At 53.8% G+C, this 24,915-nt stretch carries 18 protein-coding genes; 13 read left to right on the forward strand and 5 right to left on the reverse strand.

Going from position 1 to position 24,915, the window contains the following annotated elements:
• Positions 1 to 55 precede the first annotated feature (55 nt).
• Positions 56 to 1,963 (reverse strand): tetratricopeptide repeat-containing diguanylate cyclase, encoded by a 1,908-nt coding sequence (locus DB48_RS02160; protein ID WP_041508699.1) that lies wholly within the window; start codon positions 1,961 to 1,963, stop codon positions 56 to 58.
• Between the two features lie 278 nt (positions 1,964 to 2,241).
• Between DB48_RS02160 and DB48_RS02165 the strand changes: the two genes are divergently transcribed.
• Complete coding sequence (locus DB48_RS02165) at positions 2,242 to 2,679, forward strand: DUF3069 domain-containing protein (protein ID WP_041508700.1); 438 nt, start codon at positions 2,242 to 2,244, stop codon at positions 2,677 to 2,679.
• A gap of 54 nt (positions 2,680 to 2,733) precedes the next feature.
• Here DB48_RS02165 and rsuA read toward each other — a convergent pair whose 3' ends face one another.
• On the reverse strand, positions 2,734 to 3,426 hold the full coding sequence (rsuA, locus tag DB48_RS02170; RefSeq protein WP_041508701.1) for a 16S rRNA pseudouridine(516) synthase RsuA: 693 nt from the start codon (positions 3,424 to 3,426) through the stop codon (positions 2,734 to 2,736).
• Positions 3,427 to 3,649: 223 nt separating this feature from the next.
• Between rsuA and DB48_RS02175 the strand changes: the two genes are divergently transcribed.
• From DB48_RS02175 to DB48_RS19605, 6 genes are all read left to right on the forward strand, one after another.
• Positions 3,650 to 4,159 (forward strand): sugar O-acetyltransferase, encoded by a 510-nt coding sequence (locus DB48_RS02175; RefSeq protein ID WP_041508702.1) that lies wholly within the window; start codon positions 3,650 to 3,652, stop codon positions 4,157 to 4,159.
• 472 nt (positions 4,160 to 4,631) lie between these two features.
• On the forward strand, positions 4,632 to 6,716 hold the full coding sequence (locus tag DB48_RS02180) for a M13 family metallopeptidase (protein ID WP_041508703.1): 2,085 nt from the start codon (positions 4,632 to 4,634) through the stop codon (positions 6,714 to 6,716).
• A gap of 150 nt (positions 6,717 to 6,866) precedes the next feature.
• The gene (locus DB48_RS02185; RefSeq protein ID WP_041508704.1) at positions 6,867 to 7,649 is read left to right on the forward strand and encodes a RelA/SpoT domain-containing protein; all 783 of its coding nucleotides are present in this window, start codon (positions 6,867 to 6,869) and stop codon (positions 7,647 to 7,649) included.
• A 96-nt stretch (positions 7,650 to 7,745) separates the two neighbouring features.
• Positions 7,746 to 8,147: an SMI1/KNR4 family protein gene (locus DB48_RS02190; RefSeq protein ID WP_041508705.1), complete on the forward strand. Its 402-nt coding sequence runs from the start codon at positions 7,746 to 7,748 to the stop codon at positions 8,145 to 8,147.
• Positions 8,148 to 8,183: 36 nt separating this feature from the next.
• Positions 8,184 to 8,684 carry a DUF4447 family protein gene (locus DB48_RS02195; protein ID WP_041508734.1) on the forward strand — a complete coding sequence of 167 codons (501 nt, stop codon included), beginning with the start codon at positions 8,184 to 8,186 and terminating at the stop codon, positions 8,682 to 8,684.
• Positions 8,685 to 8,829: 145 nt separating this feature from the next.
• Positions 8,830 to 9,438, forward strand: a complete 609-nt coding sequence (locus DB48_RS19605; RefSeq protein WP_052813624.1) for a hypothetical protein — start codon at positions 8,830 to 8,832, stop codon at positions 9,436 to 9,438.
• Positions 9,439 to 9,544: 106 nt separating this feature from the next.
• Here the strand turns inward: DB48_RS19605 and DB48_RS02205 are convergent, their stop codons facing one another.
• A complete protein-coding gene (locus DB48_RS02205) occupies positions 9,545 to 10,180 on the reverse strand; it encodes a glutathione S-transferase family protein (RefSeq protein WP_041508706.1) in 636 nt (211 codons plus the stop codon).
• 78 nt (positions 10,181 to 10,258) lie between these two features.
• Positions 10,259 to 12,832 carry a TonB-dependent receptor gene (locus tag DB48_RS02210; RefSeq protein ID WP_041508707.1) on the reverse strand — a complete coding sequence of 858 codons (2,574 nt, stop codon included), beginning with the start codon at positions 12,830 to 12,832 and terminating at the stop codon, positions 10,259 to 10,261.
• A gap of 230 nt (positions 12,833 to 13,062) precedes the next feature.
• On the opposite strand from DB48_RS02210, the gene DB48_RS02215 reads away from it, so the two are divergent.
• The 6 genes from DB48_RS02215 (at position 13,063) to DB48_RS02240 (ending at position 19,327) form a co-directional block, all read left to right on the forward strand.
• A complete protein-coding gene (locus tag DB48_RS02215; protein ID WP_041508708.1) occupies positions 13,063 to 13,593 on the forward strand; it encodes a PH domain-containing protein in 531 nt (176 codons plus the stop codon).
• Positions 13,594 to 13,765: 172 nt separating this feature from the next.
• The gene (locus tag DB48_RS02220) at positions 13,766 to 14,947 is read left to right on the forward strand and encodes an Nramp family divalent metal transporter (protein WP_235375323.1); all 1,182 of its coding nucleotides are present in this window, start codon (positions 13,766 to 13,768) and stop codon (positions 14,945 to 14,947) included.
• Between the two features lie 19 nt (positions 14,948 to 14,966).
• Positions 14,967 to 16,079: a serine hydrolase domain-containing protein gene (locus DB48_RS02225; protein WP_041508709.1), complete on the forward strand. Its 1,113-nt coding sequence runs from the start codon at positions 14,967 to 14,969 to the stop codon at positions 16,077 to 16,079.
• 55 nt (positions 16,080 to 16,134) lie between these two features.
• Positions 16,135 to 16,599: a DUF1456 family protein gene (locus DB48_RS02230; RefSeq protein WP_041508710.1), complete on the forward strand. Its 465-nt coding sequence runs from the start codon at positions 16,135 to 16,137 to the stop codon at positions 16,597 to 16,599.
• A 196-nt stretch (positions 16,600 to 16,795) separates the two neighbouring features.
• The gene (locus DB48_RS02235; RefSeq protein WP_041508711.1) at positions 16,796 to 18,484 is read left to right on the forward strand and encodes an NAD-dependent malic enzyme; all 1,689 of its coding nucleotides are present in this window, start codon (positions 16,796 to 16,798) and stop codon (positions 18,482 to 18,484) included.
• 609 nt (positions 18,485 to 19,093) lie between these two features.
• Positions 19,094 to 19,327: a hypothetical protein gene (locus tag DB48_RS02240; RefSeq protein WP_041508712.1), complete on the forward strand. Its 234-nt coding sequence runs from the start codon at positions 19,094 to 19,096 to the stop codon at positions 19,325 to 19,327.
• A gap of 70 nt (positions 19,328 to 19,397) precedes the next feature.
• On the opposite strand, the gene DB48_RS02245 is transcribed toward DB48_RS02240, so the two are convergent.
• Entirely contained in the window at positions 19,398 to 24,377 is a 4,980-nt protein-coding gene (locus tag DB48_RS02245) for a S8 family peptidase (RefSeq protein WP_041508713.1), read from the reverse strand.
• Between the last annotated feature and the right edge of the window lie 538 nt (positions 24,378 to 24,915).

A 24,915-nucleotide genomic window follows, 5' to 3' on the forward strand; every position in this document is an offset into this window, starting at 1 on the left:
GCTGCGTCTTATCTTTGGCTTCTGGTTAATTGCAGCTGTCGGTTAATTGCAATCATTAGGTATCTAAGATGGCGCAGTTACGACCCGATGACTTGGCGCGGTAGAGGGCATCGTCGGCCCGTTTCAACAGCTGCTCGAAGCTCTTGTCGCCATCGCTGCAGGCGATACCTGCGCTGATGGTGAGCTTGAAATTCATGTAGACGTCATCGAAGTTGCTGCTCTCTACCGTGGTGACCAGACGCTGGGCGACATTGAGTGCCTGCTCGGCCGTGGTGCCGGGTAGGATAACCAGAAACTCTTCTCCGCCGACACGCCCCACCAGATCTTGTTTACGCATCAGTCCGTTGCTGATGTTGGCGAGGGCGATGAGCACCTTATCACCTATATCATGGCCATACTTATCGTTCACCTTCTTAAAGTGGTCGGCATCGAACAGTATGATCGACAGCGGGTGGTGCTCCTCATTCTTGGACTTGAAGTATCCCTCACCCTTGGAATAGGTGTAGCGCCGGTTAGGCAACTGGGTCAGGTGGTCCGTCAGTGCCAGGATAGAGAGCAGTTTGGATTTTTGTGACTGCTTGTAGGCGACGATCGAGAGAATGATCATGATGATGCAGCCCAGCACGATCACCGCCAGTTGCAGATACTTGTTCTGCTTGAGGATCACCAGTTCGTTTTCCTTGATCTTCTGCAGTTCGATCAGCTGCTGATTCTCGCGCTCTATCTGCTCGGTATTGAAGCGGGTTCGCATCTCGGTGGTGCGGTTGGTCTGCTGGGTGGCATCGAGTGCCTTATGGGTCTGGATATAGCTCAGCAGCGCCTCGTAGGCCTGTTGCCAGTCTTTTTCGGCGACGAAGATCTGGCTGTGCACCATATGTAGCATCTCCAGGCCGCGGGTGTTTTTGATCTGATTAAAGGCCTTCTCGGCCATGTCGATATAGTCGAGTGCCTGTTGATACTGACCATCCTTCAGCGCCGATTGCGCCTGATAGAGGCGCATGAAACTATAGCTGGCGCCTTGTTCCGGCTGCACGTACTTTTCTGCGAGCGCTAGGTATGGCTTGGCCTCCCCTTGGCGATGTAGCTCAATCAGTACGCCGGCAACATTCACCGCGGTGTAGGCACTGGCTTCCTCACCCAGGGTGTCGCGCCAGTATTGATAGGCCTCCTTGTGCTTCTTTAGTGCCGCCTCATACTCGCCAAGTTCCTGAAGGGCGAAGCCTATCTCTGTCTTGATGGCGTTGGCGCCATTCTTGTCGCCGGTATCTTCGAAGCCCTTCTCCAGCTTGTGATAATATTTGATGGCCGTCTGGGGATCGCCGAAGCGGCGATAGCTGGTGGCCAGTTCGGTGAGGTTGTAGATGGCCCAATATTGCAGGTTAAGGGATTCATACAGGTGCTGGGCTGTGATCAGATCTTCCAGTGCCTGGGCAAAGTTACCTTGAAAAGAGTAGATGGCGCCGCGCAGTGAGCGCGAGTCGGCGATCAGCCTTGGGGATTCGATGAGATAGGCTTCGGCGACAACCTTATTGTATTCCTCTAGTGCCACATCTACCTTACCAAGCAACTGATGCATGAAGGCGCGGCACAGCTTGAGATCTGTGGTTATCTCTGGCGAGGCGGCGACCCCTTCGGTTAGGAGTTTCATGTCGGCAAAGGCGATGGCATCTTTGAGTGCTTGCTGCTTGGTGATGTCATAGTTGTTCCAGCAAAGCACAGTCTGCAGCTTGAGGTAACGCTCCATGTCATCGGGCGAGACATTGGTCGTCAGGAAGCCAAGCGCCTCTTTGATCGCTTCTTGGTCACCATATTCGCCGTGATCGAATTTCTTGAAAATAGCATCTATCTCTTCGGCGGTATTTTCTTGCGCCAGGCTCGATGGGCTGAGCCCTAAGAGTGAGAGGCTAAGACTGATCAGCAGCAGAGACGTTATCCAGGATTTTGCTTTTATTTTTCTTGTCATTTTTAGCTTTGCCAACCTTGCTATGTGACCATTTAACCATAGCATAAACACTTTTTTTGTAACTATATTATACGGATGACAGTTTATTGACAGTAAAAAGTATATTTTTTATGCGTTATTTTTAACTTTCATATAACAAAAGTGGCAATTTTCCTTTTCAGTCAGACTAGGGTATAACGTCAGCCTTTATTCTGCGCCTGCTTGGCGGCCCAATCCGGCGAGTGTCTTTAGGCGAACTTGGCCGCGCTATTAGCGGCGTGTTGTGTTGAGAGTGTCTTATGAGTAAACCCAGTAAAGAATATCAGGCGATCGCAGAACAGGTGGCGCTGAACGTATGTAATACCGTGATCCCTATGGATAAGGTGCCGGCAAATCTGCTGGAGGCCTATGCCAATCTGTTTAACGAGCTGCTAAGCGATGAAGAGGGTAAGTTTAGCGCCGCCTGGGAGGCCCTGCCTACCAGCGCCAAGGGGCTAGTGGCTCAGGCCGAATTTCACGGCTTCTATATCGCGAATGCCTGGCTTCAGCTTAGCCGCGTCGCTCAGGATATTGCCGAGCTGGCCGATAGCGACGAGGCGATTGAGGAGAAGGAGTACAATAACATCTTTACCCGTCTTTCAGACGCCTCGCTCAAGGAGAGTGTGAAGAAGTTGAAGAAGGCCCGCACCGACCGCGCGCTACTCAATAGCATCAAGGCGGTCATCGCGGGTAAGTAATTGGGCCGATAATAGACTGGTCGCTAGCTTGCGCAATTGGCTACCGGCGGCGCGCTATTTTACCGAGGCTATTTCATCCTCTGTCAGGTAGCGCCATTCCCCCTCTGCCAGGCCGTCATCCAGCACTATCTCGCCGATAGACTCCCTGTGCAGTCCCACCACCTTGTTGCCGACGGCGGCAAACATTCGTTTTACCTGATGATATTTGCCTTCGGTGATGGTGAGTCTCGCCTCATGGCTGCCAAGCAACTCAAGCTTAGCGGGTTTGGTGAGTCCATCTTCGTTGCGCAGTGCCAGCCCCGTGGCAAATTGCTCGACCCACTCCTCTTTGAGGGGAGCGGCCAGCTGCACTAGATAGGTCTTACCGCATTCGCGTTTCGGAGAGGTGACCCTGTGGGACCACTGACCGTCGCTGGTGATCAGCACCAGCCCAGTGGTATCGGCGTCCAGTCGTCCGGCGATGTGTAGATCTTCTTTATGGGGCAGTTCGAGCAGATTGAGCACAGAAGGGTAGACCTCATCGACGGTCGAGCAGAGGGTATCCACCGGCTTGTGCAGCATGATAAAACGTGGCCCAATCAGCGAGATGGGCTCGCCGTCCAGACAGACTTTCTGGCTATCATTCAACTTAAAGCTGCCATCTTTGATCACCTGGCCATCGACGGTCACTTCGCCTCTGTGAAGGGCCTTCTTGGCCAAGGAGCGGGTGAGATGGGTGGATTCGCTGATAAATTTGTCTAAACGCACTGGGTTAACCTAAGGATGTTACTGTGGGGCGCTATTATGAGGCCCCTGAGAAGAAAGGAAAAGTGCTAGAAAGGAAAAGTGCTAGTCGTGTGAGATGCCAGTAAGGAAAAGTGGCAGTAGGGATAAATGCCGCTAAGGAAAAATGTTAGCATGAGCAATCTTATATTGCGTATGCATCCCTAAGGAGTCGGCAGGCGATGGAAGCTCTTAGTGAATTTGCAAGATGATCGGTGGTCAGGAGTACAACTGCCTCGACAGCGAGTTACAAAAGCGCTGGCAGTTGTGCCAGCAAGCTAACGCACAGATGAATCAGTGTGGACACTGGAACAAGGATTTATTGCCAAATGTCGATTCTCAGGCGGTGATTAAGCTGCCGCTCTATATCAGCTATGGTCAGAATCTGCATGTGGCGCCTCAGGTATTTATCAACGTCAATGTCACCCTGCAGGACAACGCCCCCATCACCATAGGCCGCCAGACCATGATAGGGCCAAACGTGCAGTGCTACACCGCCAATCATCCACTGGATGCGGAGCGTCGCTGTCAGGGCTGGGAACAGGCCGAGGCGATTCAGATCGGCGAGCGGGTATGGATCGGTGGCGGGGCGATCATTCTGCCGGGTGTGACCATAGGCGATGAGGCGGTTATCGCCGCCGGCGCCGTGGTGACCAAGGACGTGGCGCCAAGGACGCTGGTGGGCGGTAATCCGGCGCGGGTGATGCGGTATATCTAGGGCCTGTTGACCTTTTGAGAACAATTTTTGTTCTAATTGAGCACGTTCAAATCGCGGCAGGAGGCTTGAAGTATAGTTATTTTATATAAAAGCCGAGTAACAAAGCGTTGAACGTGCTCAAGACGAACCCTGCGGGCAGCGTCTGTATCATTTTTCTACTGCGTTATCGCTCATTGATGTAGTGCACTACATTACAATCGCTCTGCCTTGTATAAAAGCGATACAGAATGCTGCAAAAATGAACGCGAAAGATAAACAGGCCCTAGGCGCTACTGGGCTGCTGGCCTGTGGAGAGGAAATCTTTACTTACATATGAGTGGCCATAATTTCACCCACGGACCGCAGATAAACTTGTTTACATTGGCCTAATCCCTTTAACATAGGTATCTTGAAGCAGTTTTTGCACCATTTTGGCTTCGCCATGACAGTCGCATTGCTAACAAAAAAACAAATAAGCATAAAAGGAATTCACATGAAAAAAGTGTTCGTTGGAGGGGTGTGCGCCTCTTTGATTCTTGGTCTTAGCGCTTGCAACAGCGACCAGGCAGAAGTTAAGGCCCCTGAAACCACCAAGACAGAAACCGCAGTCGCGGTAGAGCAGGCCCTGGCCTCGGGTATCGATTTCGCTAACTTCGACAAGTCGGTACGTCCTCAAGATGATTTCTATGCCTATGTAAACGGCACCTGGATCAAGAACACTGAGATCCCAGGCGATCGCACCAGCACGGGTGCCTTCTATGACCTGCGTGAGAAGTCGCGTGACGATGTTAAGGCGATCATCGAAGAGGTGGCGGCTACGCCTAACCTGAAGGCGGGCAGCGATGAGCAGAAGGTTGCCGACCTGTATCGCTCTTTCATGGACACAGATCAGCTAGACAAGCTGGGTATCAAGCCGATTCAAGGCGAGCTGGACAAGATCGCCGCCCTCGAGAACAAAGATCAGCTGGTGGAATACTTTGCCCACAGCCAGATCATAGGCGGCGGCACGCCGCTGGCTTTCTACATCGACATCGACTCGAAAAACTCTAGCCGCTATGCAACCCATATCTGGCAATATGGTTTGAGCCTGCCGGAGAAAGACTACTACTTCAACGAAGCCGAGCGTTTCGTCAACATTCGTAAGGCGTTTGTGGCCCACATCGAGAAGATGTTCACCCTGGCTGGTCTGCCAAACGCCAAAGAGAGCGCCGAGCAGATCCTGGCGCTGGAAACCGCTATCGCCAGTCGTCATTGGGACGTGGTCGAGACGCGTGACAGCACTAAGACCTATAACCTGTATCAGGTAGCGGACTTGCCTAAGCTGGCACCGGATATCAACTGGAACGGTTACCTCAAGACTCTGGGCGCAGACAAGCAGGCCGACATCATCATCAATCAGCCTAGCTTCATCGAAGGTTTCAACGAGGTGCTAAAGGCTAACGATCTGTCTGTATGGAAGACCTACATGAGCTGGCAGATGCTGACGCACTTCGCCGGCGATCTGAGCACAGAGCTTGACCGTGAAAACTTCGAGTTCTTCTCTAAGACGCTCAACGGTCAGGCCGAGCAGCAGCCACGTTGGAAGCGCGGCGTGAGCACGGTAAACAACCTGCTGGGCGAGGTTGTGGGTAAGGTTTATGTGAAGCGTCACTTCAAGCCTGAAGCTAAGCAGCGTATGCAGGAACTGGTTGAGAACCTACGCCGCGCCTATGGTGAGAGCATCGACGGCCTGGATTGGATGAGCCCAGACACTAAGGTGGCGGCCAAAGACAAGCTGGCTAAGTTCGATCCTAAGATCGGTTACCCAGATCGCTGGGAAAACTACGACAAGCTGACCATCAAGGCTGATGACCTGGTGGGCAACAGCATGCGCGCCAGCGAACTGAGCCACGAGAAGGAGCTTGAGAAGCTAGGTTCGCCAATCCGCAAGTGGGAGTGGCACATGACACCACAGACGGTGAACGCCTACTACAACCCAACCATGAACGAGATCGTGTTCCCGGCAGCGATTCTGCAACCGCCTTTCTTCAACATGGCGGCAGACGATGCGGTTAACTATGGCGGCATCGGCGCGGTGATCGGTCACGAGATGGGTCATGGCTTCGACGACCAGGGCGCTAAGTTCGACGGCGAAGGTAACATGCGCGACTGGTGGACCGAGCAGGATCTGAAAGAGTTTGCCGCTCGTGGTAAGGCGCTTGTGGCTCAGTACAACGGTTACGCGGTGTTTGACGACTTGAATGTTAACGGTGAGCTGACCCTGGGTGAGAACATCGGCGACCTGTCTGGCGTGACCATCGCCTACAAGGCCTACAAGATGTCACTCAATGGTAAAAAAGCCCCTGTTATCGACGGTCTGACCGGCGACGAGCGTTTCTTCATCGGCTTCAGCCAGATCTGGCGCGCCAAGATCAAGGAAGAAGCGATGCGTAACCGCGTGGCGACCGATCCGCACTCACCGGCTAAGTTCCGTGCCCTGGGCGCGCTATCTAACATGCCTGAGTTCTACACCACCTTCGACGTTAAGCAGGGCGATGCCATGTACATCGAACCCGCTCAGCGTGTGAAGATCTGGTAATTCGAGTTTTCTCGATGAAAAAGAGCGCCTTGGCGCTCTTTTTTTATGGCCGTTTCATGATAAACAATTGTTCATGATCCATTCAGCCAAGGTTAAGTGATCTCTGGCTAGATTAAGGGTTCAAGGTTTGCGCTTTTACCGAGGACGGTTATGAATAAGTTGTTTAGACCCTTTTTTATCTTCCTGTTACTTGTCTCTACCCGCAGCGCCCTGGCGACCAACTACGACGCCTTAATCGATACCAAGGAGGAGTCTGGTTGTTACGCCCAGAAACAGTCCTTTAGTAAGGACCAGCATGGTCTGCACGCCATCGCCAGTAGCTCGGCGGCCCTGATACGTCAGAGCAGCGATGATCTCGATACCCTCTATGCTCAGGCCCAGAACGCCCAGCAGGAGCTGACCAGCCTGCTAGAGGGGCTAAACGCCCAAGACAGTTATCAACTGCTGATCCCCGAAGTGAAAAGCTATGGACGTGCCAAGGCCAAGATTGACAACAAGTTTGACGGCGACGCCAGCCGCATCACGGATCTGGCCAGGGCCAGCCTGGTGGCCGAAGATATTCAGGGGCTGATGACGGCGTTTGAGGATTTACAGCAGAAGGTCAAGGTGCTGCAGGTGAAAAACCGTTTCGCCGAGCCCAAAGCCTCTGGCTACCGTGACCTTAATTTGCTGGTGCAACTGCCACAAACCGGCATGATCGCCGAGGTGCAGCTGCATCTCAAGGCCATTGCCGAGATCAAGAGCGGCGAAGAGCATAAGGCCTACGAACAGATCCAGGCCATTGAGGCCCGCGCCATGGCCCAGTCTCGCGAGCTGAGCGAGCTGGAGCTGGCGCAGATAACCCATCTGCGCCAGGCCTCTCACAAGCAATATCACAAGGCTTGGCTCTACTATAAGCGGCTGGACAGCGCCGAGCTGCTAGCCGCGGCCTAATCTCAGTGTGGCGCTACGTCTGCGATAAATTGGAATAACAATCTGGGCTTAAAGCGATTATACTTGCCGCCATTAGCCCATTAACAGCAGACGATAATGCACGATCTTATCGAGCAACTCAGGGAACTGAGCGAGACAGTTCCCGTTCCCCTGGAGCTGCCAAGCTTCGATCAACTGGTCGAAGTGGAAGAGCAGATCCTGATCCCCTTACCCGCTGAGCTTAAAGAGTATCTGCTCTTTGCCAGCGACGTGATTCACGGCACCCTGGAGCCTGTGACCGCAGCCGATCCTTATGCCCATACCTATCTGCCAGAGGTGACCTCCTATGCCTGGTCTATCGGTATGCCGAGGGAATATATCGCCATCTGCCAGCAGGGGGATGATTTTTACTGTATCGATCAGGAAGGTCAGGTGATGCTGTGGCAAGACGGCGAGGTGGCCGAGGAGAGCTGGGAGTCGTTCTGGCAATGGGTCGAAGAGGTTTGGATCCCCGCCTAGGCGCGTGACAAGATTAACTCAAATTTGGATATCAAGATGGCAAAGACAGCTGAATTAAATGCGATAGAAATTAAATACCTGCGTCACTCACTCGGCCTAACTGCCGCCCAGGTGGGCGAGCTGAGCAAGTGCAGCGAGGCCGACGTATTGGCCTGGGAAGCGGGTGAAGCCGAGGTGTCGGGTCTGGCAGCCAAGAAGCTACTGGAGCTGGATGAGACCATAGAGATGCAGGTGCTTAATACCTGTGATGGTATCGAGGAGCTGTTTAAGAAGGAGCCTAAGCGTCGCCTGAGTTTCGTGGTCTATCCGACACAGGCCATCTACACCCAATACAATCCCGAGTTCTTAAGCTCGCTGCCGCTGACTGAGCTATACAACACGGCGGCCTGGCGCATCAAGAAAGAGTGCAAGTTGGTGCTCGAAGTCGAGGTGACTCTGGTGGCGCTGGATGTCGAGGCTTATAAGGCCTATCGCGAGAAGGAAGGTCTGAAAGAGAGCCGCGAGAGCCGCGCCAAGTGGGCGGCCACTCAGCTGTAACTTTATGCCTGAGCTGATAAAAAGCCCCCATCTTGTGATGGGGGCTTTTTTAATTATCTTTAATTTTCTGGCAGTATTGCCTCAGCAGGTTCAATGCTATCTTGTGCAGATGTTACTTAAAGGTTAACGCCATTTGGACAAGGATATGTACCAAGTCACCAGCCCTCGCCAGGCCATCTTGCTTTTAATCGCTATCGCCGCGCTTATCTATCTGCCACTTATCGAGAGTCTGTTACCCGGCTTGTTTGGCGCCTATTGGCTCAACCCGCCTTTTATGGCCAAGGTGAAACCCATGGCCCTGCTGCTAAAACTCATCGTGGTGTTTTTGGGCTTTTGGAAGTTGGAGCAATATCGCCGCCAATTTAGCGAGTTTATTCACCTTCATTGCCCGGTGTCTTTCTTCATTCAGCTCAGTTTCTTGGTTGGAATAGTTCAGCTTATTTTATTGAGTCTAGGTATGTTGATGAGCCTGGTATTGAGTCCAGATACTGATGAGCAGAGTCAGTTTAAGCGCGATCGAGATTACGCCATCTGGGTGCAGACCATAGATCCTGGTGCCATGGGAAAGGCCTATCACAAGGTGTGGCGTCAGTGTGATTTACCGCTGTGGCGCTATCAGCTAAAACCGATTAAAACCTTGGACTGGCTGGGCGACATAGAGGTGAGTCTGGATGAGGAGCTCTTGAGGATCCGTTCTCGCAAGGATGAGATTAAGCTGGATCTCGCCAAGGCACCGGATTGCGTGGCGACTTAAGGGCTGTTAGCCGTAAACAAGGAAAATATGCGGATTGCTTTTAGGCATTAGGGCTAAGAAGGGCAGCATAATGCCTGAGAGACATTATGCTGTTAAACCGTTACTGCTAATCAGCGGCCTTAGCGGCAACGGCCTCGGTTTTTTCAAGCGCGCTGGCCAAGGCCGGGCGGCGCTGCATCCTGTCTCTGAATGCCGCCAACTTGGGGGGAATACTTTGCTCGAACACTGTCGCCCACATCAGGGTATGCGCCAGCATGATATCGGCAACGCTTACCTCATCACCCAGTAGGTAAGGGGTGTCAGGTAGCATGTTCTCGGCTAAGGCGGCTGCCTTGTCGAACTCCCAAACCGCTATGGGTAAGATGCTGGGGTGACGCTGCGCCTCGGGCAGGGCGAACTTGTGCTTACCCATGGTCCATAGGGGCTGCTCCAGTTCGCAGATGATAAAGCTCATCCATTGATGATAGTGACCGGCCTCGGGCGTGCCCGGCGTTGGCAGCAACTGGCCCTTACCGTATTTTTCGGCCAGGTATTGGCAGATGCCTGCCGATTCTGTCAGCACCAGCTCGTCATCTTGGATCACAGGCACCTTGCCACTGGGATTCATGGCCAGGAAGGCCTCGCTGCGGTTATCGCCCTTAGCAAAATTGATGAAGTGAAATTGCCAATCGATACCGAGTTCTTCAAGCAGCCAAGAGACGCGCAGCGCGCGGCTTCTTGGGGTTCCATATAGCGTAATCATCCTTTTCCTCACTTATTGTTGGTAGAGCCGTTAGTCTAAATAAAAATGGCATCCAAATGGATGCCATTTTTGTGACAGTTAGAACCTCATGCTCAACTTGGTATAGAAGTAGCGCCCCATAGGATTATGGGTGGCGATCACATAGCCGTAGAGGTCGGTGTCACCGTCGCCGATGGCAAATGGCGGCTCTTCATCCAATACGTTGTTGATGCCCACGGTCCACTTGAAGGTGTCGTTGAAGCGATAAGAGCCCGACATATCGACCAGCAGCTGGGAGTCGACCATGCGTGACTTGTTGTCTTCGAAATCGAGTACGCCGTCGAAGTCAATGTCTGGCGTATCTTCAAACTCGCCGATGTAGCTGAAGTTGATGTTGGCGGCGAAGTCATCCATGGTCCAGTTGGTGGTGAGTAACCAGCGGTGTTGTGGATAGCGGTATTCACCCGTGTAATCCAGGTCGTCCTTCTCAAACTTATGCAGGTAGCTGTACTCCAAACCAAACTTGAGGTCACCGAAGCGATCAAACTCTAAGCCGTAGTGGGTGGAGACGTCGACCCCTTGTACCTCTTGTGAGCTTAGGTTGATAAAGCTCGAGTGGATCAGGCTGATTGGGCCCAGTGTTTGTCCTGGCTGAGGCGCCAGACGCTCACAGACAGTGCTGTTTTGATCGTTACAGTTGGCCAGGTAGATCTCGCCCAGCGGCTGCTTGTCGATCTTGTTGTCCTGGGTGATGCTAAACACGTCGAAGCCGATGTCGAACTTCTGGCTCGGTGCCCAGATAAGGCCAGCGTTCCAGGTTTCTGACTCTTCGGCGTCCAGGTCTGAATTACCGGCGAATTCTGTGTTGTAGTCCAGTGCGGTACAGTCGACGTTGTCGGCGGCGCAGCGGTAGGTATCGATGAAGAAGCTACTCTCTCTCGATGGACCAAGACCGATTTGTGCCAGAGACGGTGCGCGGAAACCGGTTGCCCAAGAGGCGCGAGCCGTCAGTGCGTCAGTGATCCCCCACTGGAAGGCGACCTTAGGGTTAGTGGTCGAACCGAAGTCGCTGTAGTGGTCATAGCGGCCAGCCAGCTGCAACTCGAAGTTGTCGGTGACAGGAATAGAGAATTCCACATAGGCGGCGTACTGGTCGCGATCGGCCTGTGCCGATACGGCTTCGGTACCGAAGATGAGGCCGCGCTGGAATTGATCATCCGGGATATCGCTCACGTCCTCTTCGCGGTACTCGACACCAGCGGCCATCATGACTTCACGATCGGCCAGGGTAAATGCAGGGCCCGTGATGCTGGCATCGTATGCGGTGAGGTGTGATACACCCTGGCGAACCAGGCTGGTGGTGATGCGATCGATCACATCCTGTGAGTTCATGGTGCCGCCAAAGGGGTTGTAGTTGCCGGCGTCGATCTCCGCTTGCAGGAAGTCGGTGCGTACCCAGCCCTGGGTTCTGTCGCCTTTCTGAGTCGACTCGCTGCGGCCTTTCTGGGCCGAGACTTCCCAGTCCCACTCATCTATGTTGCCACGCAGGCCGGCAACCATGCGTAGGGTGTCAGATTCGATGTCCCAACGACGTGGTCCGGCATCGACGGTGCGGTAACGACCGATCTCGATATCCTTGCCCCAAGGGTTGTTGGGATGAGTGCCCGGTACCGTTAGCATGGCATCTTCATCCAGCGGTGTCGGCGCGCCGCCCGCTTCTGAGGTGTTATGTTGGGCGGCGACCTCTAGGAAGGCGGTCATCTCATCGCTCAGATGGTAGTCGAACTGGGCGATAGCCCCCACACGCTCGGCGGCGGGAATGGTAAGGTTGTATGGGCCGTAATCAAACAGACAGCTGCCGCTGGCAGTCGCCGAATCGGCTGGACAATCTGGGTCTATGGTCTTGACGCCATCGACATAGAAGTAGCCAGGGAAGCCACGTGAAGAGCGGAAGTCTTCACCGCCGTATGGGCTCTGGTTAGCGGTGCCGAAACGGCCCATCTCGCTGGCGGCCAGGGTGTTGTTCTTGAAGTAGTCGAGAATGATAGAGGCGCTGCCCTTATCTGACTGCATGCCCCAAAGCATAGAGCCGCTCTGCTCATCATAGCCCGAGCCCGAGGCGTCGCCATAGCCCAGGTTAATTTCGAGTCCTTCGAAGTTTTTACGCAGTATGATGTTGACCACACCGGCGATGGCGTCTGAGCCGTAGATGGCCGAGGCGCCATCTTTGAGGATATCGATACGCTCGATGGCGGAAACCGGAATATTGTTGATGTCGACGAAGGAGTTAGTGATCCCCTCGGCGAAGGAGCTGATAGCCACACGGCGACCATTGATCAACACCAGGGTGGCGTCCGGGCCCATGCCACGCAGACTGATTGAGGCCGCGCCGTTAGCGGTTGAGTCTTGGCTATTACCTCGGGTAGAGAAGGCGCCCGCGCCGTTAGCTGGCATGCGTTCCAGCAGCTGTTGCAGGTTGTCGAAGCCCATGTTGGCAATATCGTCTTTATTGATCGATTGGATCGGCGATGGGCCTTCGATGTCGGTACGTTTAATACGAGAGCCGGTGACTTCGATGCGTTCGACGCTCTCGTCGGCAGCATAAACATGTGGGGTTAGCGCAATGGTAATGGCGATAGCGCAGGCGCTGGGCCAGTATTGAGGTCTTTTCATGATTATCCCTAATTACTCGTTATATTTTTAAATCAGTGACTACCACTCAACTACCGCCACCATTTTGTTACAGTAACGTTACTAAACTAATTGCTAATGTAACAAAGTCAATAGTGCGAATTGCTAACAAATGTAAATAAATAAACGCATGATTTTGATTGATTAAAGCGAGTAGGCTTGGCATTGTCATAGCTTGGTTCCCGCCCTGTGTATTTGGAGATGTAAATAAAATGGAAGAAAAAACACTGCTCGAAGCGCGTTTTCACGGCAAGCTTGGACTCTATTGGCTGACCACTGGCGCGGCGGTGTTGGGCATCTCCCTGGTCGGTATTCCGCTCCTGCTGCTCTGGTACCCCATAGGCTTATGGGCGACCAGTCGTTATATCGCCAACATGAGCGCCGAGCTGACCACCAAGAAGCTTATCGTGCGTAAGGGAATACTCACCCGCACCGAAAATACCGTGCCGCTGGATAAGATCACCGACATGGCGATGATCCAGGGCCCCCTGATGCGGCTGTTCGGTATTCATAAGTTAACGATTGAGACGGCGGGGCAGTCGGGTACTGGTGCGCTGATCAGCCTGACAGGCATAGAGGAGGCCGCCGAGTTTCGCGCCGCCGTGATGGCACAAAAGAGTGCGTTGGCCGAGCAGAGTCAGCCGGTTGAGGCGAAGGTGGATGTGGCCGCCCAGACCCTGAACTGCCTGCAAAACATCGAAGAGACGCTCAGGCGTATCGAGGCCAGGTTACCTCAATCATAGCGACTCTTGTCTTTGCTGCTGCGCGAGAGTTGCTGCTGCGTGAGTTTATCAATTTTTAACTTTGTCTGAAGGAAGAATAGTGACCGTGGAAGATCTCACTGTAAATACGAGTCAAGCGGGTTATTGGCTTGTGTGTCGGCGACTGCTGCGAGCCACAGGCCCAGGTCTGTTGATGGCGGCCGCGGCGATTGGTGCCTCCCATCTGGTGGCCTCGACCCGCGCCGGCGCCGAATTTGGTTGGCAGCTGGCCTGGGTGATACTGCTGGTGAATCTGCTCAAGTATCCCTTCTTCGCCGCCGGAGCACGCTATACCGCGGCGACGGGGGAGAGTCTGCTTCATGGCTATCAACGTCAGGGGCGGGGCTATTTACTGCTGTTTTCCCTGCTGAATTCGATTGCGGCGGTGGCCAGTACCGCAGGTGTTGCCATGTTAACTGCGGCGCTGCTCACCCAATTTGTGCCATTGTCGATCGACCTGCTGGCGCTGATCGTATTGCTGGCCAGCCAGCTTCTGCTGGTGCTGGGACACTACCGGGTGCTGGATAGGGTCACTAAGGTGATCATGCTCTGCCTGACGGTGACTACCCTGAGCGCCGCCGCGCTGGCCTTTAATGCCGAGCCTATCTTAGCGCCGGACTTTGTCTCGCCCTCGCCCTGGCAATGGGCCCATGTTGGCTTTCTGGTGGCCATGATGGGGTGGATGCCGGCGCCTATCGAGGTGAGTTGCTGGAACTCCCTCTGGCTGATCGAAAAGCAGAAACAGCAGAAGGTAACGCCCAAGCAGGCATTGTTCGATTTTAATCTAGGCTTTATCACTACGGCGATTTTGGCCGTGGTATTTCTCTCTCTGGGCGCCATGGTGATGCATGGCTCTGGCGTGCATTTCTCGCCATCCGGGGCCAAGTTTGCCGAGCAGTTGATTCAGCTCTATAGCCTGGTGCTGGGTGAGGGCAGTCGTTACCTCATCGCCCTGGTGGCCTTGCTGTGTATCTTCAGCACTACGGTGACAGTGGTCGATGGCTATAGCCGTACGCTTATCTTGAGCCTGCAGCTGTTGCGGCAGGATGAGGTCAGCGAGCGCGGGCTGAATCTCACCATGTTAATCGTCAGCCTATTGGGGCTAGGGATCATCTTGTTCTTCAAGGGGGCGCTGCTGCCGCTGCTGCAGTTTGTGATGACCCTGGCCTTCATGACCACCATCATCTTCGCCTGGCTCAACTATCGCCTGATGACCAGTGACAACCTGGCAGCCGCTGATCGCTACGGCGTGGCCATGCGGCTACTCTCTTGGTTAGGCATGACGTATCTGTTAGGGTTTGCCGCTTTATTTGTTTACTGGAAGTTTATCGGTTAAGCCGGTTAGGAGAACAAGGATGAAGATCAATGTCTTGGCGACCAGCCTCTGTCTGCTGGGGGCCATGGCGGGCAGTGCCGTGGCCAGCAATATAGTGACTGACCAGCAGCCGGCGACTAACGAGCAGGCAAAACGAACACCGGGCCAAGAGGTGGCGCTGGGTGATGCTTTCGATGCCATTATCGCCGCCAACGAACGTCCCTTTTATGGCATTGTTGCCCTGATGCAGCATGGTGAGATCCGCTATGTGAAGTCAAGCGGCTATGGTCAGCAGCTCGCCCCGACGCTGGATAGCCGGGTCATGTTGGCCTCCCAGAGCAAGATGGTTACCGCGGCGCTGGTGATGCGGGGTGTCAGCCAGGATAAGTTTGCCCTGGAGGATAAGGTGAATCCTTATCTGGCATCGGCCAATCTGCCTACCTATGATGAGCGCATCACCATAGCTCAGCTACTTAGTCACAGCTCAGGGATCGCGCCCCAGGGCAAGGCGAATCGATTCACCCCTGGCAGCGATTTTCAATATTCTAACCTGGGCTATCAGGTGCTGGGACAGCTGCTGGAGAGCCAGTATCAAGCCGACTTTTCGACCCTGGTTAACGGCTTTCTTAAGGAGCACGGCGTAAGCGGCGTCAAGGCGCAACTCGGTGCGCAGCAGGGGCTGATTGCCGGCATCGAGGCGAGTAGCAATGAGCCGATGGAATATGAGGTGCAGATGAACCTCTTACCCGGCGGCGGCATGACGGGCTCGGCCAAGGGGCTGCTTAATTATCTTAGTGCCTTGCATGGCGGTAAACTGTTGAGTAAGGAGGCCTATCAGGCGATGGTGACGCCCAGGATGCAGCGCCCTCACCGCTGGCAGCAGCTTTATTACGGCTTCGGGGTACAGGTGAATCAGCAGGGAATCGAGGAGTATAGCCACTCAGGTTATCTGCCTGGCTATCAATCGCTGAGCCTGAGTTATCCGGCGTTCGATACATATCTTGTGGTGCTGGAAAACGCCTCCTGGCCCATTGATGAGCGCAATCAAGCCTTTGGCCTGCATGATAAGCTGCGTCAGGCGCTTAGAGACGCCTTGATGGACGAGGCCAAGGCTGAAAATAATGCCTCGGCGTCGACGCAAAGTCGGTTATAATATCGACTCAGTGGCAGGCGCACCCGCGCGAGCCAGTAATCTAAGAAGTTAAACAATGATTAATAACGATATTTTACGCCGTCTACGATTCGTATTCGATTACAAGAACGCTAAGATGATCAAGATCTTCGCCAAGGTCAAACACGAGATGACCCAGGAAGTCTTGCTCAACATGCTTAAGAAAGAGTCCGAAGAGGGCTACAAGCCCTGTAACGACAAGACGCTGTGCCTGTTTCTTGATGGTTTGATCATCGAAAAGCGCGGCCTGCGTGAAGGCGCCGAGATCCCATCTCCCGTGTCTCAGTTAAACAACAACCTGATCTTCAAGAAGCTGAGGATCGCGTTGGAGATGCGTGAAGAAGATATTATCGAGACCTTAGCCCTGGCGGACTTCAGAATGAGCAGTTCTGAACTGGGAGCCCTGTTTAGAAAACCCGGCCATAAGCACTTTAAGGAGTGCGGCGATCAGGTGCTGCGCAACTTCTTGACTGGCCTGTCGATCAAGTATCGCGGAAAGTAAGAGATATCGTCATCTAAAGACGCGGCTTAGGCCGCGTTTTTTGTGTCTGGCCGTTAGTGTTTAAAACAGCCAGGGTGTGAAAATAATCAAAAAAATGATCGCGCCAAAGGCAACAAAGATCACACTTTGTGGTAATCTTGCCAAAATTGATAGCACAGCCATTCCAACATACCCACAGATAGAGAAAAGGTTACCAATGGACGATAATAAACGCCCGCTATATCTTCCTTTTGCCGGCCCAGCCATTCTTGAAGCCCCCTTGATCAACAAGGGCAGTGCCTTTACCGAAGAGGAGCGCATCTTCTTCAACCTCGAGGGGCTGCTGCCCCACGTCATCGAGACCATCGAGGAGCAGGCTTCGCGTGCCTACGATCAGTACAAGAACTTCAGTAACGATCTCGACCGCCATATCTATCTGCGCAACATTCAAGACACCAACGAGACCCTCTATTACCGTCTGTTGCAGAACCATATTACCGAGATGATGCCGATCATCTATACCCCTACGGTTGGCCTGGCCTGTGAGCGTTTTTCGAAGAACTATCGTCGTAACCGCGGCCTGTTTATCTCCTATCCCAACAAGGATCGCATCGATGACATCCTGAATAACTCGACGCGCCAGAAGGTGAAGATCATCGTCGTCACCGATGGCGAGCGCATCTTGGGTCTGGGCGACCAGGGGATCGGCGGCATGGGTATTCCGATTGGTAAGCTGTCACTCTACACCAGCTGTGGCGGTATCAGCCCGGCTTACACCCTGCCTATTACGCTGGACGTGGGCACAGACAACCCGCATCTATTGGAAGATCCTATGTATATGGGCTGGCGTAATCAGCGTATCGGCGGCGAAGAGTATGCCGAGTTTGTCGAGGCCTTCATGCAGGCGGTTCACAGACGCTGGCCAGATGCCTTGATCCAGTTTGAAGATTTTGCCCAGAAGAACGCCATGCCACTGCTCGAGCGTTACAAAGACAAGTATTGCTGCTTCAACGACGACATTCAGGGCACGGCGGCGGTGACCGTTGGTTCTCTGCTGGCAGCCTGTCAGGCGGCGGATACTCAACTCAGTCAGCAGCGTGTGGCCTTCCTTGGCGCCGGTAGTGCAGGTTGTGGTATTGCCGAGGCGATCATCGCCCAGATGGTGTCAGAAGGGATAAGCGACGAGCAGGCACGTCAGCAGGTCTTCATGGTAGACCGCTGGGGGCTGCTGCAAGATAACATGCCTAATCTGCTGCCGTTCCAGCAGAACCTGGCGCAGCAGGCGACCAGGGTTGAGGGCTGGAACACAGAGAGCGAGAACATCTCGCTGCTGGATGTGATGAATAATGGTAAGCCGACCGTGCTCATCGGCGTATCTGGCGCTCCGGGTCTGTTTAGCGAAGAGATCATCAAGGCGATGCACAGCCACTGTGAGCGTCCTATCATCTTCCCGCTGTCTAACCCGACCAGCCGTGTCGAGGCGACACCGAAAGATATTCTGCACTGGACCAAGGGCCAGGCGCTGGTGGCAACCGGCAGCCCGTTTGAGCCCGTGGTGATCGACGAGCAGACCTATGAGATCGCCCAGTGCAACAACAGCTATATCTTCCCTGGGATAGGCCTGGGCGTGTTGGCCTCGGGTGCCAAGCGCGTCAGTAACGAGATGCTGATGGCCTCGAGCCGCGCCCTGGCAGAGTGCTCTCCTTTGGCTAAAGATGGCGAAGGTTCGCTATTGCCAGCGCTGGAAGATATCCATGCGGTGAGTAAGCATATCGCCTTCGCGGTGGGCAAGGTGGCCATTGAGCAGGGCCATGCGCTGCCGGCCAGCGACGAGCTGCTGATGCAGTCCATTGAAGATAACTTCTGGACCGCGGAATATCGCCGTTACAAGCGCACCTCTTTCTAATCTTTTAGGTTAGTTAGTAACGCATTTAAGAAGCCGCCTCTTGGGCGGCTTCTTTGTGTTTGTGGCAAGGTGAAATTTTGCTTTCGATCACAAAGTGTTAGTGGGGCGTATGATCTTGCCAGCACTTCTGCTACCTGGATGACATTTTTAAGTTTGGCTTAATCTTGGCTGGTAATGCTCGCCAGACAGCTTGCTGCGCCCAGCGCTTCTTGAGTATGCCTGTTGTGAGTATGTCTATCTTGTATAAACGAGTGACAGGCAAGAGGCGGGCCGGCAAGCCTAGGGTTTGTTGACCTTTCCTGTTTGTTTCTGCAGCATTTTGTAGGTTATTTAAACAAGGTAGAGTCCGTGTAGTGTAGTTATTCTACATGAGCGGGCGATAACGCCGTAGAAATGGCCTACAAAAGCTGCCTGAAGGGTTCATCTAAACGCGCCTTGCCCTTTGTTGCCTGCTATTTACATAGAATAACTATGCCGCACAGCATGCGCCTTGAGCAAAACGCGTTTAGATCGAACAAAAATTAAACCTGAAAGATAAACAGACCCTAGAGTGTTCGCCTACTATTGTGAGCTTTTTAGCTGTTTGAATTGCCAAAACTGGAGCCTGAAATGAAAAAATTAATCACCCTAGCCGCCGGCCTGTTATTTGCTGGCGCGGCCGTTGCCATGGATTGTAAAGATTGCCATGAGCCTATCGACCTGACCATGCACACAGAGTCAGAGGCTACCCTGGCAACCTGTAACGATTGTCATGGCATGGAAGATGCCCACGCCCCCGACATGGAGATGCATACGCCTGAGCTGACCATCAAAGAGTGCGCCGATTGCCACGGTATGAACTAGCTTTAAGCTGGCATAAAAAAGGGCCCTCAGAGAGGGCCCAAAGACAAGGTCGAACTAAATCGTTGGACGCTTAGTGCAGCTTACGACGTCCGGCCAGCAGACCCAGTAGGCCCAGTGCCAGGAAGCCGAGGCTACCGCCAGAGTCATTGTCTGTTGGCTCATCTGGCGTTTCCGGCGCCGGCGGCGTTGGCTCAACACCGTCTGAGTTGACCGTCAGCATGAAGCTGGTGGAGGCGGCGTCAGATGGGTAGGCCATGTCGTGTACCGTGACCGTTACTAGGGTCTCACCATACCAGTCTTTCTCTGGCGTGATGCTGAAGCTATCACCATCGACCTCTGCCGTGATGTGCTCACCCGAGACCATGATGCCATTGGCCGTGCCTTTGACATCGTTGTAGATCACTGTGATGCCTTCTAGCGTGGCATTTTCTTCCATGCTCATATCGGTAATGGCCGCAACGCTGATATTCGATGGGCTAGAGACTTCATGGGTCACTGTGACCAACTCAGAATCTGCATATTGAGTGTCGACCTTCACAAAGTTGTCGGTGCCAACCGCATTGGCCGAAACCCGCGCCGAGAACTTGAGTGATACCGCTGATTGCTCAGGGCCACGATAGTCGGCACAGATGACAGTGCCAGAGCTGATCTTCTCATCGACATCCTTATAGGCGAAGCCATCGTTCAGCCAGCCACCGGCAGGACCGAAGGTGGCACGCTCACCCCAGTAACCATGTAGACCGACAGAACCGAACTGATCGTTTTCCGTGTCTAAGGTTTCATAGGCGAAGATGATCTCCGGGCTTGCCTCATCGAAGCTGAGGTCAGTTGCGACGATAGTTTGGATGTTAAACTTGGCTTCGGGATCCGGTGTGTCGTTGCCGCTGAGGAAGGAGTTCCACTCCTCACCGCCATCCCACTGGAAGATGTAGTGCTTGTTGGTGATCACCGCATACACTGCATTTTCGACACGGCCGGTATTCCAGTTAAACCTCGCCTGCGGCATTCTCACATCGCCACGCCATAATGGCGCCACCATAGTATCGGGGAAGCCCTGGAAGTTGTCATCGAATGGCAGATTGAAGTTCCAGAAGTCAGGCATAGGGTCAAACTGTACATAGCCAAAGGGAGAGATGGCTAATATGTCTTGACCAAAGACCTCTGGGTTACCGTACAGAGGCACATGGGGTAAGCCATTGGCACTGAGCGGGATCTGTAAGGTTTGATTCGATAAGCCAGACAGGCCGATATGGTTGAAACCTTGCATAGGTAAATCATAGAAGCTGCCATCTTCCCCATAAGGAACCTTACAAGTGTTATCGCTGAGATTGGTAGTAAAGACATAGTGGCGTTTCATCTCGCTCGACGAAGGCTGCGTGGCCGCGATAGCGATTGTGTTGCCTTCAACCGTCATGCCCTCACCATAGTTGCCGATACCACCTACCGAAACTGTGTCTGGCATGAGAACCAGGCCGTCGCTTAGCTCGGTATTAAAGGTGAACTCCCGCTCGCCCCCTAACAGGTTAGGCGCGAGTTCCACGACGAAATCCAGAATGTCGCCCTCTTTCGCCGCAGTTTGCGAGGCCGTGACTGTGGTGTCGCTGCCCATGTGCATGAGTTTCACCGCGAAGTCACCCAGGTTAGAGTCGTTATATTCGTCACTTCCCAGGCCGACCATGCCGTAGTAGACATCACCTTCCTCGGCACCGGGCAGATCGTAGTTGAGTTTTAGCTGATAGGGGGTCATGCCGTCGTTGGTCGCCGGACCTTCGATGGACAGGTTGCCGCTATCGCTTTCGCCTACTATCGCCAGGCTAAGCTCGAATGGATCGGCGAGGTTCTTCTGATCCTCATACTCCCACTTCCAGTTGGCAGCGATGGCCCAGTAACGACCCGGCATAGGGTTATTGATGGCACAGAAGTCGCCATTGTCTGTCTGTGAGAAACAGATGGCTTCATCTAACCACTGAATATCCTCATCACCGTTGACGTCCATACCTAGGTCGATTGAGGTATAGGCGTGTCTCGGTGCCGACAGAACCTCCCAGACGACACGCTTAGTGCCTTCGGGTACATCGAAGAAGATCACCTTGGCGCCACCATCCTCTATCTCCTGACGCGTATAGCCGTCTGAGTATTTTCTGACTTCGGCACGTTTAAGCTCGGTGTCGTGACGCTCACCCTTGGTGAGGCCATATATCCGCGAGTTGAGCGATTGTATTTCTTTGGTGTGTAGTTCTGGCGTCAGGTTGTGACCCTGCTGGCGATGTATGATGCCAGAGACCTCGTTAGGCAGGCTGTCACCCTTATAGCGAACCCCAACAGGCAGGTGCTGCATCGGCTTGCTGCTGTCGCTTGGTGTCAGCTTGACGCTACCCGTCAGCTGGATTTGCGATGAGTCGGCGCCGATGGCCTCTACCTCGAGAATCTTAGCCTTGAGGCTGATGCTCTGGGATTCGCCGGCCTTGAGGGTAAAGGTCTTAGGCGATACCTCAAGCTCTAGCATCTGGGCACCTTCCATGTCATTTGGCGTGGCCTCAACTGTCCAGGTGCCGTCCTGAGTGGCGGTAACTGTGCGCATCCAGGTACAGGTGCCGGCGCAGCTGTCATGATAGAAGTAAGGCAGGTTCAAGGTGTGAATATTGCCTCCATTCTTGGGGTTGGCGGCGCGGTAGTTTTCGACGCTCTCATCAAGCAGCAGCATGGCATTGTTGGCGCGTGACACATTGATCACCCCGCTACCCGCGTCGCTATAGCCAGCCGCAACCGGATCGTATGGATGGCCGTCTCGTGCACGGGTCACCCCATCGAGCGATGCCGTGGTCATCAGCGCCGATTGGATCTGTGCCGGAGTCCAGTCTGGGTGCGCCTGAGTCAGCAGTGCCATGGCGCCTGCCACGTGCGGTGCCGCCATAGAGGTGCCGCTGATGGCGGCATAGTCGGCTGGCATGCCTTGGGTGGTGAATGGCATCTCATCGGCCCAGGCGGCGTATACGTTAACGCCTGGCGCCGCCAGGTTAGGCGACATCACATCTGGTGCCTCCAGGTTGGGGCCGCGAGATGAGAAGTCGGCGACATAGTCGGCGGTGCCTTCTCTGGTGGTGACCTCAGAGGCCGTGATGGTTAGGGCATGGTCGCTGCCTGCCGCGAGCCAATCTTGCAGGCCATAGTTGCCGTTGCCACTGTTGCCATAGTAACTGCCGTAGTTGATGTTGATGCCTGGGATAACATAGGGATCGTTATGAGTCGGGTCTGAGTATCCTGGGTTCCACAGGATGAAGCCGCCGGCACCACCGGCCTGGACATTCACCGCCTTGGTTACACGGGCGATTTCGCCGCGCTTACAGACGACGATCGGCGCAGTAGCATAAGGATTGCCCGCCGGATCGACATCGAAGAAGCCCGCCGGGAAGGGCTCGTTACACATCTCATATTCACTGCCGTAGGCTTTGGCCTCGACCACTGGGCCTGTATAGGCATCGGTGATCCCCGAGCCCTGCAGATCGCTAAGCGGCTGCTCGCCCCCCGTTGCATTGGTCAGCATCTTGCCTTCTACGGCAATCTCACGGCCGTGTGTGGTAGCGGCTACCGAGGTGAGCCAGGGAGAGAAGTGATCGATTGCTCCGCGAGCCTGAGAGGCGTATTGCGGCATGTAGGAGTTACCCGCAGATGCCGAGACGGAGATGCCCGCTTCGCGCGCGGCGAGGAAGCCTAGCTCCATAGGGTCGTCCCAGGGGAAGGTACCAAAGGTGGTGCCTATCGAGTAGTTGATCACATCGACACCATCGGCGATGGCATCGTCGATAGCGGCGAGCAGCGCCGAGCCTTTACAGCCGGCATAGCTGTCGCCATAGCTAGTATCACCTGGGTAACACACCTGATACATGATGACGTTGGCGCGCGGTGCCACACCCGAGATGCGAGGAAACTTGAGGCCGGTGGGGATACCGTCGCCGGTCTCACCCAGTGCAGGCACGACATAGTCAACATCTGAGAGTTGGTTACCGGCAGCGGTAGACGAGGTGTGTGAGCCGTGGCCGTTATAGTCCTCACCGTTTTGGGGGCGTTTGGGGTCTTCTACTTCCCACCAGTTCTTATCGGGCTGGAAGATAGGATCCAGGTAGCTGTCGGTAATCGTCTCGTACGAGCGAACGCCAATCAGTTTGTCGTTACACATGCTGGCAAATTCTTCTTTCTCACAATCGCCGAGATAGTGGCTGTAGCGATCGGGCATCTGATGCACATAACCATCACCCGAGACGGCGGCGAATGAAGGATGATCTGTGTTGATCCCCGTATCCAGCACACCGACGACTATGCCTTCACCCTTGTACTTATCGTCGGCCGCTGTGCCCATCCACAGACCGTCGGCGCCAATGTGTTTTGGCCCAACGTCTGTGTGCAGTTCATACATCTTCTCCAGGCTGACATTGCGAATGCCGGGCAGGGCAGCCACGCGAGCGGCCTGATCTTGGGTCATGCGCATCGCCATGCCGTTAAAGGCCAGACGATAGTGTTGCTTAACTTCGACATTGCCGCCCACGGCAGCACCGATCTGTGACAGCACCTGAGCCTGCTTGTCGGCGAGGTAGTTGCTGTATTGCTTCACCGCACTGCTCTGCATATCGACCTTGTTGTGGCCTCTTGGATTGAGCATCACAGGCACTGTGCTCATGGCTGGGGAGGTCGCCGCCAGTTCGGGAAGGTCGCCACGGTAGAGTGAGACCGGCTTGTCGTTGAGTTCGACGATATAGGTCTGCTCGCCGGTTAGGCCTGCTTCAAACTTAAATGGCACCTTGCTGTTTTGCTGTGTGGCAATCGCACGGTGCACGTTCTTGCCATTGCTGCCGCGCTGTTGCAGTGACTCACTACTCTGGGTGCCATTGCGCACCTTACCGGCGCGTAGGTCCTCGTTGTATTTCAGGATGGCATCGGTGATCTCTATGCTGCGCATATTATGGGTATCGGCATTGCTGGACGCGGCGGCGCCGCCAACACCGGCGGCATAGATGGCCGCTATGGTCATGAGACTTATTTTCTTCAATTTCATTGGTTGTTCCCTTTTCTTTTTATTGTCAAAGCTTGGGCTTGGTTGCAAAAGTAAGGCACTCGTACAGCATTCGATTCTTATTGAGTTATGGATGTGCAGGCCAATGCGTAAAAGCTATAGGGGTATGCATAAAGGCTATGCGCCAATGAAGGTGAAGACTCTGTGCCGGAAGGATTAAGCGCCTTCTAGATAGTTCTTTAAACTTATTTTTGTTTCTATTTTGGTTTTTTATGTCGGCTTTTGGCGGTTGGGCTTTGTGATTGGTGTATTTCTGAAGCCTTATTTAGGGGCGGCAGACCAAACTGAGTTGGATGCCTCATGTATCATTTGGTAGCAATCTGATACAAATTGTTAAATTTATGTTATTAGGTCGGGGTTAGGCGCTTTATTTGCGACAGCTTAACTTTGGTGTTTATTAACGTGCTGTTTTAAAAGTCTTTATTTCGAATGGTTCAAGTTCTGCTTTTCTCATACGCGCCTGCTTAGGGGGAGTCTCATACCTTGCCCGTCCTGGGTCCCTATATCGCTTGCCTTTCTA

The sequence above is a fragment of the Shewanella sp. cp20 genome (genome assembly GCF_000832025.1).
GTDB lineage: Bacteria > Pseudomonadota > Gammaproteobacteria > Enterobacterales > Shewanellaceae > Shewanella.